The following is a 12,380-nucleotide window of genomic DNA, read 5'->3' as shown; positions in this document are numbered from 1 at the left end:
TGTTTTTTCAGCTACGCTCAATGGCTCCCGTTTGGGGGCCATTTTTATAAGGATCGTCCTGTGACTACAATGCTTCTGACCTATCAGCCACCGTACGACTGGCAGTGGATGACGGCCTTTCTTGGCGCGCGCGCTTTGCAGGGCGTCGAGCAGCAGGACGGCGAATTCTACCAGCGCACGCTGGCGGTGAAGCACAACGGCGAACGGCTGACCGGCTGGATCAGGCTGCGGCCTTTAGCCGGACAGCACAGCGTCGAGCTGCAGGTTTCGCCGTCGCTGGAACCCGTTGCGGACAACGTTGCGCAGCAGGTGCGACGGTTGCTGGATCTGGATGCAGAGCCGCAGCAAATCGCCGCCGGGCTAGGTTCACTGGCGGAAAATGCCATCGGGCTGAGATTGCCAGGCTGTGTGAACCGTTTTGAGCTGGTGGTCAGGGCGATCCTCGGGCAACTGGTCAGCGTGAAAATGGCAGCGACGCTGGCCACGCGGCTGACGCAGAGATGGGGCGAGCCGGTGAGTACGCCGTTTGCGGCACTGACGCATCTCTTCCCATCACCGGCGACTGTCGGGCAACTGACGGTGGATGATTTGCGCGGGATTGGCGTGCAGGCGAAACGCGCGGCCTGTCTGATCGGGCTGGCGCAGGCGGTGGAAGAAGGGCGGTTACCGCTCGATGAAATGACCGATGCGCAGGACAGTATCAAAATGCTGCTGGCTATGCCCGGCATTGGCAGTTGGACCGCCAGTTATGTGGCGATGCGCGCCTGGTCAGCGCCGGATGTTTTCCTTGGTGGGGATTATCTGATCAAACAGCGTTTTCCGGGCATGACGCCGGGAAAAATCGCCCGCTATGCCGAAATCTGGCAACCGTGGCGCACCTACGCCACGCTGCATTTATGGTTCAACAATGACTGGCAGCCGGACATGCCTTAGTGAATACCGAAATAGCCGGTGTTGAGCAGTTTTTCCAGCGAAGTTTCCGGGGCGATGGTATCGCCGCCAACCAGATCGATGCCTATCCCGGTCAATTTCTCCAGTGTCTCGGTGATATCGGCCGGTCCCGCCAGCGTCTGAGCATTCAGCCGGTGGGTGTTGCCGTGCAAAATGGTCACCAGCACTTCATGCATCTGGTTGTAATGGATTTGTGCCATAAAACTCGGGTCGATCTGTACGTAATCCACCGTATCAGCCGGCAGCTGGTTAAATTCCACCATGTTCTTGCCAATGTTCTGCACCACAATTTTGCAGCCGCGACGACGTATTTCAGCAATAAACACCCGTAAATCCGGGTGTTTTAACAGGACCGCGTCGTCAATCATCAGGTTGATGGATGACATCGGCAGCGGCGTTTCATCGAGCATCCCCAGCAAATCAGCGCGCAGGGTTGGCTGCAATAAGCCTTCCGTCGACACAGGGATCGCCACGCAAATGCCTTTATTGGCAATGCCCTGCCCGTAATCGGTCAGCACACGGCGTAACAGCCAGTGGTCCACTTGCGGCATCATGTCGTAGAAATGGGCGGCCTGCAGGAACAGTTCGGCGGTTTGCGCCATCTGATTGGGGATCGCCAGCTGCAAAGACATCTGATAGAAGCACACCGACAGCGGTGTTTTAGGCGGCGACGCCGCGCGGCAATGCAGGGTTATCTGATTCTCACTCAAAATACGGGTGATGTCCTCGGGGCGGAACAGCGCCGTGTGCGAGGAAAGTTGCAGTTTTTGCCGCGATTCATAGGTGAAGACCCGTCCGCGGCCGTTGTGTTTGGCGGTGTAACAGGCGACATCGGCCTGTGCCATGTACTCGCTGCCGCTGATATTGGCATTGTTAATTAACGTCAGCCCGGCGCTGGCGCCGATGCGGTAAATCTGGTCTTCCCAGACAAACTGGAACGCGTTGATCTTATTCACCAGCTGCTGAAGGGAGTTCAGCCCCTGATCCAGCGGACAATCCAACAGGATCAGCGCAAATTCATCGCCGCCCAGCCGCGCCAGACGATCGCTGTTGCGAATGTGATCCTGCATCAGCGTACTGATTTGACGCAGTAATGCGTCGCCCGCCGCGTGCCCCGCAGTATCGTTTATTGCCTTGAAACGGTCGAGATCGATAAACGCCAGACTGTGCGCCTGATGCTGTACTGCCGTCAGGCTGAGTGCTTTTTTCAGGCTTTTTTCGAAACTGCCGCGGTTGGCTAAACCAGTGAGTAAATCATGCGAGGCGCTGTAGCTGAGTTTGCGCATCAGCTCACGGGATTTACTGACGTCCTGCAAGACCAGCACGATGCCGATCGGCTCATCTTTCAGCGTACGCAACGGTGAAACCGCCAGCTGGACGTCAAACAGGCCTGTGCTGTGGCCGTGTAAAACTAACGATTGTTCAACGGACGAGTGCAGATTTTCTCTGATATCGAACTGTTGCAAATTGTCGAGCAACGGCCCGTCTGGCCCTTTAGTGATATGCACAATCCGGCCAACCGGCTGCCCCTGCGCCTGCGCCTCTTTCCAGCCGGTCATCTTCTCAGCCACCGGATTCATAAAGGTGATATTCAGATCGCGGTCAGTCGAAATCACGGCTTCGTTGATAGAGTTCAGCGTGATGTGCAGCAGCTCTTTCTCTTCATGCAATGCTTCGGACAGCCGCTTATTGGTGATTTCGGTGTGTTTAAGCTCGGTGATATCTTCAATCTGAGAGATAAAATAGAGCGGATTCTGGTTTTCATCTCGCACCAGTGAAACCGCCAGCAGCACCCAAACCATTTCGCCGCTGCGGCACAGGTAGCGCTTCTCCATGTTATAGCTCTGAATATCATCGTCTAACAGCTGCTGGAGCAAGGCGAGATCTTTACCTAAATCTTCAGGATGGGTGATGTCCTGAAACGACAGCGTTTTCAGGTATTCCGCATCATAGCCCAGGAGCTTGCAGAGTGATTTGTTCGCCTGCAGCCATTTGCCCTGCGGCGAGACCAGCGCCATGCCAATCGCCGAATACTCCATCGCATTGCGAAAACGGTTTTCACTCTGGGTGATATGAGATTTCTCGGTGCGCAGGGCGTGCATCGCCATTGCCATCGCATTCGCGGGCAGCAGAATCAGTAACAGCGGCAGGAAGATCAGCCCTTGTGGGATCTGAATAGCATGAGGCTGGACGGTAATAATGCCGCTGGTTTGCAGCAGGGCAATCATCAGCGTCATCGACAGGAAAATGATAAATGCCTCGATGCGCGGCAAACGAATGGCAGCCCAAAGCAAAGGAATGGTGATAAACGCGAAGGTATAAGGCAGCCATTTGAGGGCCATAAAACCGAGCGTCAGCGTCACAATTAGCGTGACCAGCAATTCAATCAGGCGGCGGGAAGTCAGAATTTGCGTGAGATAACCCCGCTGGTAGATAAGCCCCAGCGGGGTCAGCGCGAGGATTGCCACCGCTTCGGACATAAACCAGGTGGCAAAACGCTCCTGTAATTGCGCCGAGGTATGGATGTGCAGAATGAACATCATCATGATCACTGAGCTGACCAGCGGACAGAAAACCACCGCAATGACCAAAAACTTCACCCAGTGACTCAGGCCGGAAAGCGGATCTTGTTGCGGCAACGCCCGACGCAGCAGCAGGGCGCACAGCGTCGCCTCAATCAGATTGTTGAGGGTGTAGGGCAGATAACCGAGGATGTGCGATCCCATCAGGGAATGCGCGGCAGCAATACCTAACGCCGCGGCGCAAAGCAGCGGGATCCAGTCCAGATAACGGTGATGGAACAGCACGGGTATCAGAAACGCCGTGGGTAACCATAATCCTGCCAGACTGGCGGTTTTTTGGACAATATTCAGACACGCCAGAGCCAGCAGACAAATGGCAATGCCAGTCAGGAGAGGCACTTTCCAGTTGACCTTTTCCACAAGGAAAGCGGTCGGTTTACTTTTTTCCACGGTGAAAACCTTTTTCTGACTGGCAATGAGCAGCAGGCAGTAACATTGACGCTTGTTTTTGCTGTTATTTATCACCGGCTCACTGGGGATAAGGCCTGTTCAGCCGATTCACGTTGTGTCGGTGTGAATGATTATTATTTTAGGATTATTAGTATGAATTCTACATCACTCTTTCGGCGATAACGAATAATCCGTTACAGAAATAAAACGAGGTTTTCAGGGCTGTTGTTGTGATTGTTTTGCGAAAAGGGGAATTACCGGCCCGCAGGCCGGAAGACCGTCATCAGATCAGGAAGATTGTGGCGAGGCCGAGGAAAATAAAGAAGCCACCGGTGTCAGTCAGCGCGGTAATCATCACGCTTGAACCGATAGCCGGATCGCGGCCGATGCGCACCATGGTTAACGGAATAATCACACCCATCAGGGCAGCCAGCAGCAGATTTAGGATCATCGCCAGCGTCATCACCGCACCCATCTCCCAGTCGCCGTACAGCAGCCAGGTGACGATACCCATCAGGCCGCCCCAGACTAAACCGTTGATCAGCGCCACGCCGAGCTCCCTGAACATCAGAAATTTCAGGTTTCCTACCTGCACATGGTGCAGCGCCAAACCGCGCACGATCATCGTGATGGTCTGATTACCGGTGTTACCACCAATCCCGGCGACAATCGGCATCAGTGCGGCCAGCGCGACCAGCTGCGAAATCGTATGTTCGAATAAGCCGATAACGCGCGACGCAATAAAAGCGGTACAAAGATTGATCGCCAGCCACGCCCAGCGGTTACGGACCGCTTTGCCGACCGGAGAAAACACATCCTCTTCCGGGCTCAGACCCCCCATGCGGCGCAGATTGCTGTCGGTATCGTTGTTGACGAAGTCGACGATCTCTTCCACCGTCAGGCGCCCCATCAGCTTGCCTTTTTTATCCACTACCGGTGCCGTAATCAGGTCATAACGTTCGAACGCGCTGGCGGCATCTTCGGCTTTGTCTTCCGGCTCAAAGCTGGTGAGATCGGTAATCATCACGTCGGCGACTTTCGTCTCAGGCGGGTTGAGCAAAATCGCGGTCAGCGGCAGTTCGCCGAGCAGGGTATTTTTGCGATCGGTAATAAACAACTTGTCACTGGCCTGTGGAATACGTTTTTGCAAACGCAGAAAGCGCTGTACGGTCGCGAGAGTGACGTCCGGGCGGACGGTCATCAGCTCGAAATCCATGATACGGCCCACGCATTCTTTGTTGAACTTCATGACTTCGCGGACTTTTTCCCGCTGCTTCGGTTCCAGCGACGTGAGTACGCGGCCTGTCAGATCACGCGGCAGGTATTCCGCCAGATATACCTGATCGTCCACGTCGAGCAGCGACATGGTTTTCAGCAGGTCTTTGTCGCTCATTTCTTCGATCAGGCTATCCCAGACGGTTTCTGAGACCTCGACCAGCGCTTTACCGCGCGCGGCCGGTTCGACCAGCCGCCACAGCGCCAGACGTTCGCGGATCGGTAACGCTTCCAGTACGTCGGCGACGTCGGCTGCGTGGAGTTTTTGTACCCGCGCGCTGAGTTCTGCGGTGTAGTCCATGAGTTGTGCGCGCGTGGCGTCATCAACCTCAATCTCTTCCCCGAGAATACTGTCGGCGAGTTCATCGGTGTTGAGCAGCAGATCGAGGATCCGGCGGCGACTTTCCGCCAGCTTTTGGCCGTAATTCTTTGGTTTTTCGGCAGACATTCAGGGTCCTTTCTCTTTTTTACGTCCGGCAGGCCTTCAGGGCGCCGGTATGGATTTCGTCGTATCAGTGTGTTCAGGACGTGCTTCGGTCTGCGCTTCGCGTTGAGTTTGCTTTTGATTCTGATGATGCGAATACGCGCCGATAGCGGAGTAGACCAGACGTCCGAACAAAATAATAAAGCTTATCGACAACACAATTTTCGTCATCAACTTGATGTTGGATTTTCGAGACATAGTAAAGTCCGTTAAGGGGATCTTTGCTCCGGTGGCAGTGATAAAAGATGTAAATGATAACGGTTACAATATAACGCACAACTAAACGACTCTCCAGATAAAGGCAAAAAGCAAAAAGTGCGGTTTATTTTCACGGATAAGTGAAGTCGCGGGATGACATTACCATTCAGACAATCTATATGTTTAAAGTTAATCTCATTGTTTTGAATGTATTTGTTAATTTGTTAATCACGTGAGAAATTGTTTAAGGTCTTTTTAGTCAAAAATTTGAAGAATGTGTTTATTGATCAGTATCAAGAGCATTAATATAAAGCCGATTAGAATTCAGCTCTATTTTGGATTTATGACACCGACCTCCGCTGTTTTTCTTTTTTCCTGCTGGTTTCTGTGAAATGACATTTTTATGACGATAATTGAATGCGGAGCCTGTCGTCATTGTCGCCCGACGATTTCATGATGCCCGTTTCATCCTGATACCTTTACTGCGGCATGACTCATATCCGCAAAACTGACGATGGACCCGATGCAAAAATTCTTTTCCTGGAATGCACTGCGCCATAAATGGTGGGGACTTCCGATCTTCTGCGCGATGGTGCTGATCCCCATCACCTCCTGGCTCTCTCCGATCATTACGTTGCCGGAAGGTCGCACATATCTGATTTATATGCCGCTCGCGACCTGCGTGGCGCTGCTGATGGTCTTTGACTGGGCGGCATTCCCCGGCATCGTGCTGGCACTGTTCCTGCGCTATTACCTGCGCGTGGGTGTGGAAATGGGCACGCTGATGACGGTGATTTACTTCACGTCACTGTTTCTTGCCTGGCTGGGATATCGCTGGCAGGCGGGAAGCCGCTGGTCCGCGCCGCTCGGATTGATGAGTCAGCCGTGGGTACGCGTCGGCTGGTTGCTGATTTTCCTGACGTTCTTCTTCATTATTGTGCTGCAAATCGTAGTGGAAAGTGGTCTGCTGCCGCAGTATCTGGGCATGGCGACCCGCGAATTCATGACGCTGCGTACGCTGATTAATCTTCAGTCCATGATTCTGGGGATCCTGCTTAACTCGCATCTGATTTATCTGGTGATCCGCATTCTGCGGCAGCCACGTTACTGGCGCGTGTTACGCATGATGTTGCGTAAGCAGTGCGCACCGAGCGTGAAGTCTTTGGAAATCGTGGTGTGGTTTACGCTTCTGTGTACGATGGTAGGGTTGCTGTGCATCGAGGGGCTGAGCGAGCCTTTCATGAAAATTTTGCTCAGTGATTATACGCTCACGCTGTTGTTCCCGGTGCTGCTGTTCGGCGCACTGCGTTACGGCTATTACTTCATCAGCATCGTGTGGACCGTTATCCTCACCATTCTGTTTCATAACTATCAGGGCTTTATCTCTGAGCAAAACTTTATTCATAATCTGGTTTTTGTCTCCGCCCTGATGCTGGTTTATACCTTCACGCTGTTGCTGATGGCGGTGATTTCTTCACGCCAGCGGCTGCTGATGAAAAAATTCAGAGCGGCAGCGCTGCAGGATCCGGTATTTGGTCTGCCTAATCTGCGAGCTTTTAACCGGGATTTGGCGGTATATCCGCGCTCGCTGCTGTGCTTTGTACGTGTTTCGGATATGGATGTGCTGAGCCGTAATTACGGAATGCAGCTGCGTATCCAGTTCAAACGGCAGCTGGCAATGGGGCTGAAGCCTTACTTACAGCCCGGTGAAAAAGTCTATCACCTGCCAGGCTACGATCTGGTTCTGCGGCTGAACTGTGACAATGTCGACGAAAAACTTATTAAGCTGTATGAGTACGTTGAAGATTTTCGGCTGATCTGGAACGGTTTACCGCTGCATCCGAATATCGGTTTGTCTTACTGCACGGTCTATTCGCCGGTCGAACATCTGCCGATTTTGCTGGGTGAACTGAGCGGGATTGCCGAAATGTCGCTGACCACCGGAAAGCCGGAATCGAATAAAAGCGATCACAGCCAGGTGCAGACTGAAATCAGAGACAAAGTCGATATGCTGCATAAAATCCAGCGCGCGCTGGATGACGACCGATTTGTACTGATGGCACAACCGATCCTGGGCGTGCGCGGAGACAGCTATCATGAAATTCTGCTGCGCATGTCGGAAGGTTCAGATAAAGCGCTGATCATGCCGGATAAATTCCTGCCAGTGGTGCACGAATTTGGTCTGTCGTATCAGATGGATATGTGGGTGCTCAGGCACGCGCTGATGTTTATCAGCCAGAACCGCGTGCGGTTGCCGAGCCTGCGTTTTGCCGTCAACTTTACGCCATCAACCCTGTGCCGGCCGACGTTCACCCGCGATTTCAAAGCGCTGATGAAGGAGTTCGAGGTGGAACCCTTCCAGATCGTGCTGGAAGTCACCGAGTCGCACTTATTGCAGGACGTGAAGTACGCGGACTACGCCATGCGTGAGCTGCGCCACTACGGTTGCCGTATCGCTATCGATGACTTCGGGACGGGCTACGCCAGCTATGGCCGCCTGAAAGCGATTGAGGCCGATATCCTCAAGATTGACGGCAGCTTTGTGCGCAACATGCTGACAGATTCGCTGGATAGCTACATCGTGCAGTCGATTTGCCAGGTGGCGCGGATGAAGCATCTGGCGATTGTGGCGGAATATGTGGAAACCGAAGAGCAGAAAGCGGCGCTGCACGCGCTGGGCGTGGATTATATGCAGGGTTATCTGGTCGGAAAACCGCAACTTTTATCGACGCTGCTGGACGTGCCACAAGCCTGACACGCAGATATAGTACTTACGAAAAAGCCCTCAGTGCACAACGTGCCTGAGGGCTTTTTGTTTGGCCATCCAGCGTCATCGCATGACGCAAAACCGCTTAGCTTTCTTTCGCTTCGCCGTCTTCTTCTTCCAGCATCAGTTTCCAGCCGGTCACGTCATCCCAGTAACTTTGCTCGCGCTCAAAATCGAGCTGAACCAGGTTATTCTGCGCCAGATAACCCGCAGGGAAGCGCAGCGTCCAGTGATTATCATCCGTCGATAACCGCAGGGATTCCGGTGTGGTGGTGGACTGGCGCTGGTTATTGAGTAAAGCACCGAGGCGCAATAACTGGATCAGAGGAATGTAATGCTTCTTCTTGAACAGGTTGAGGCGCGGCAGCTCTTCGAGCTTGATCGCTTTACGATGAAAACGCACGATAGTCGCCAGCAACGTTTGTTGTTCCTGATTAAACCCCGGCAGATTGGTGTTTTGCAGGATGTAAGAAGAGTGGCGGTGCATGCCGGTGTGGTTAATGCTCAGGCCCACTTCATGCAACATGGCACTGAATTTCAGCAGCGACTCCAGCTGTGGCTGAACCAGCTTGGTGTTTTGCGCCAGCCACTGGCTGTATAGCTGCTCGGTGGTTTCCAGCACGCGGCGCGCCTGTTCCCGGTCGATATTGTAGTGTTCGGCCAGACTTTTCGCTGTACGGGTACGGATATCCTGATGACGGAAACGGCCTTCCATTTCGTACAGCACGCCTTCGCGCAATGCACCGTCGGAAAGACGAAGTTCTTTAACCGCCAGCGCATCAAACACGCCGCGCAAAATAGCCAGGCCCGGCACAAATACCGACTGACGATCTTCCGACAGCCCCGGTAAATCCAGCGCATCGAAACTCTTAAAATCCAGCACCGCTTCGGTGAGCATTTCCAGACGTTCCGGCGTAATGAGGCCATCTTTCTCGCCCATTTCGACCAGCACTTCATGGGCGGCTTTGATGCTGCCGGAGGCACCGAGCGCATACTGCCAGCCTTGCAGACGGTACTGCCACGCCAGCGTTTCCAGCTTTTGTGCGGCGGCGAGCTGTGCACGTTTGAAATTGCTGCGGCTGATTTCCCCGTTAGGGAAAAACATCTGCGCAAAGCTGACGCAGCCCATGCGGCGGCTTTCGGCAAGCAACGGCTCGAAGTCTTCGCCGATGACCAGTTCCGTGGATCCGCCCCCGATATCAACGACCAGTTTGCGACCTTTTTCCGGTTGCGTATGCTCCACGCCCATGAAAATCAGACGCGCCTCTTCCTGACCGGAGATGATTTCGATCGGGTAGGGGATGACTTCTGCGGCACGCTTGAGGAATTCCTCAGCATTCACCGCCTGACGCAGAGTATGCGTCCCGACGATAGTGACGTTGTTATCCGGAAAGCCTTGCAGGCGTTCGGCAAACAAAGCCAGGCAATCCAGCCCGCGTTGAATGGCTTCTTCACTGAGCACATTTTTACTGTCGAGGCCGTCAGCCAGATGAACGCGCTGCTTCAGGCGGCCTAACACCTGCAAGGCGCCGTTGACGACGCGCGCAATCACCATGTGGAAACTGTTCGATCCAAGATCAATCGCCGCAATTTCCTGTGGCTTGGCACTCAATGAGCTGTTTTTAAGGGGCATAATCGTGTAACGCTCCAGGGGGTTCAGGCTTGCTGACTCTGTTGTTCCAGATCTTTCAAATATTCGTAAATCGCCAGTTGCGCACGGACTTTGCGGCGATTTCCGCGTGGAACATACCGGTTGCTCAGTTCTTTATCAATCACTCTGGCTTTGACTGTGTCATTAAACAGCAACTCCAGAATGTCCAGCACGCGCTGCTTGAGACGCGGATCGAGCAGCGCCACCGCCACTTCGATACGGTAATCGATATTGCGCGTCATCCAGTCGGCGGACGACAGGAAGACTTTGGCATCGCCGCCGTTTTCGAACACGTAAACGCGATCATGCTCGAGATAACGGTCAATGATGCTGGTGACCTGAATGTTTTCGCTGAATCCCGGCAGATTGGGCACCAGTGAACACATACCGCGGATCAGCAGACGGATTTTTACCCCAACGTTGGACGCCACGTAAAGACGGTCGATCAGCCCTTTATCCACCAGGTTGTTGATTTTCAGCGTAATGCCACCGGTTCCACCGGCCTGAACGTTAGCGATTTCACGGTCGATCAGACGGTAAAGCATGTCGCGCGAGTTTTGCGGCGACACCATCAGATGCTCGAATGAGACCGGGCGGTAAGGGTTCTCGATGAAGTTAAACACCCTGCGGACTTCGTTGGTGATGCGCGCATCTGCGGTGAGCAACGAATAGTCGGTGTAAAGACGGGCAGTTTTTTCGTTAAAGTTCCCGGTCCCAATATGAGCATAGCGGACAATTTCGTCGCCTTCGCGGCGGGAAATAAGAAAGAGTTTTGCGTGAATTTTCAGGCCGGGCGCAGAGAAAATAACGTGTACACCGGCTTCAGTCAGACGTTTCGCCCAGTGAATATTCGCCTCTTCGTCGAAACGCGCCTGCAGCTCAACTACCACGGTCACTTTCTTGCCGTTGTGCGCTGCGTGGATCATCGATTCGATAATCCGCGAGTCTTTGGCGACACGGTAGATATTGATTTTGATCGACAGCACGTTCGGATCGAACGATGCCTGACGCAGCAGCTCAAGCACGTGCTCGAAGGTGTGATAAGGATAATACAGCAACACGTCCTGCTCGCGGATGGCGGCAAAGCCGTTGCGGAATTTATCGAACCACAAATGGCGCAGGCGCGGCAGAGGACGGTTCACCAGATTGGCTTTACCGACATTCGGGAAGCCGATGAAGTCTTTAAAGTTGTGGTAACGGCCACCGGCTATCACCGAATCGTAGTTGGAGATCCCGAGCTTACCGCGCAGTAATTCCACCATTTCATTAGGCATATCGCGCTGATAAACAAAACGCACCGGCTCTGCGGTCAGTCGCTGTTTCAGGCTCGAAGACATCAGCTCCAGCAGGCTCGATTCCATTTCCGTGACCAGATCGTATTCGGCATCACGGGTCATTTTCATCGAATAAGCGTTCAGCGTATCGTAATCAAAGAAGCCTTTGAAAATGTCGTCGAGGCAATAACGCAGAATGTTATCAAGCAGGATCATCGGCTTGCGGCGACGAGGCGCTTCCGGCGGCAGATTCACAAAACGCGGTACTTTGTCTGACGGGATTTCCAACAGCGCATAATGGATCTCATCGCCGCGGATAATTTCGACCGCCAGATAGGTGTAATCGTCTTTAAGGAACTGCACCAGATTGGTGTCGTGATTAATGAGGATCGGCGTGATGTGCTGGCGCAGGTGATGTTTGAAATACTGACGCAGCCAGAGCTGCTGATTTTCTGACACCTGACGCTCGTTAATCAGGAAGATCTGATTACGCGCCATCTCCAGTAACAGGTCGTTATAAAGGCTGTCGAATTCCTGATCGATCCGCAGGACTTTCGCCTGAATCTTTTTCAGCAAATGCCGCGATGCGCCGAGAAAACCCTGTTCTTCACTGATGAGGATCCGTCGTTTTAAGTCGGCAAAGCGGACTTTGTAAAACTCATCAAGGTTATTGGAATAAATGCCTAAAAACCGCATCCGTTCGATCAGGGGATTACTTTTGTCCGCTGCTTCCTGCAAAACGCGTTCATTGAAGGACAGCCAGCTTAGTTCTTTCTCGATATAAAGCTTTTCCTGACCCATTTTCACT

7 protein-coding genes are annotated in these 12,380 nt (G+C 53.2%); 2 read left to right on the top strand and 5 right to left on the bottom strand.

The features are described 5' to 3' along the window. Positions 1 to 69: 69 nt before the first annotated feature. Positions 70 to 933, top strand: coding sequence for a DNA-3-methyladenine glycosylase 2 (gene alkA, locus I2123_RS18390; RefSeq protein WP_244879931.1), 864 nt, complete (start codon positions 70 to 72; stop codon positions 931 to 933). Here alkA and I2123_RS18380 read toward each other — a convergent pair. The 3 genes from I2123_RS18380 to I2123_RS18370 form a co-directional block, all read right to left on the bottom strand. Then, positions 930 to 3,923 (bottom strand): PAS domain S-box protein, encoded by a 2,994-nt coding sequence (locus I2123_RS18380; RefSeq protein ID WP_244879852.1) that lies wholly within the window; start codon positions 3,921 to 3,923, stop codon positions 930 to 932. The two genes, alkA and I2123_RS18380, sit on opposite strands and share 4 nt — an antisense overlap. Positions 3,924 to 4,206: 283 nt before the next feature. Further along, complete coding sequence (gene mgtE, locus I2123_RS18375; RefSeq protein WP_213051216.1) at positions 4,207 to 5,646, bottom strand: magnesium transporter; 1,440 nt, start codon at positions 5,644 to 5,646, stop codon at positions 4,207 to 4,209. Between the two features lie 36 nt (positions 5,647 to 5,682). Next, entirely contained in the window at positions 5,683 to 5,880 is a 198-nt protein-coding gene (locus tag I2123_RS18370) for a YfgG family protein (protein WP_213051215.1), read from the bottom strand. A gap of 523 nt (positions 5,881 to 6,403) precedes the next feature. Between I2123_RS18370 and I2123_RS18365 the strand changes: the two genes are divergently transcribed. Next, on the top strand, positions 6,404 to 8,635 hold the full coding sequence (locus tag I2123_RS18365) for a sensor domain-containing phosphodiesterase (RefSeq protein ID WP_244207764.1): 2,232 nt from the start codon (positions 6,404 to 6,406) through the stop codon (positions 8,633 to 8,635). Positions 8,636 to 8,732: 97 nt separating this feature from the next. On the opposite strand, the gene ppx is transcribed toward I2123_RS18365, so the two are convergent. Together ppx and ppk1 are read right to left on the bottom strand one after the other, a co-directional pair. After that, positions 8,733 to 10,280 carry an exopolyphosphatase gene (gene ppx, locus I2123_RS18360; protein WP_213051214.1) on the bottom strand — a complete coding sequence of 516 codons (1,548 nt, stop codon included), beginning with the start codon at positions 10,278 to 10,280 and terminating at the stop codon, positions 8,733 to 8,735. 23 nt (positions 10,281 to 10,303) lie between these two features. Beyond that, positions 10,304 to 12,373 (bottom strand): polyphosphate kinase 1, encoded by a 2,070-nt coding sequence (gene ppk1, locus I2123_RS18355; protein WP_112168634.1) that lies wholly within the window; start codon positions 12,371 to 12,373, stop codon positions 10,304 to 10,306. Positions 12,374 to 12,380: the final 7 nt, after the last annotated feature.

The sequence above is a fragment of the Rahnella inusitata genome (assembly GCF_018288855.1).
GTDB lineage: Bacteria > Pseudomonadota > Gammaproteobacteria > Enterobacterales > Enterobacteriaceae > Rahnella > Rahnella inusitata.
Note: the sequence above shows the minus strand (reverse complement) of the source record. Positions and strands in the feature narration are given on the sequence as shown.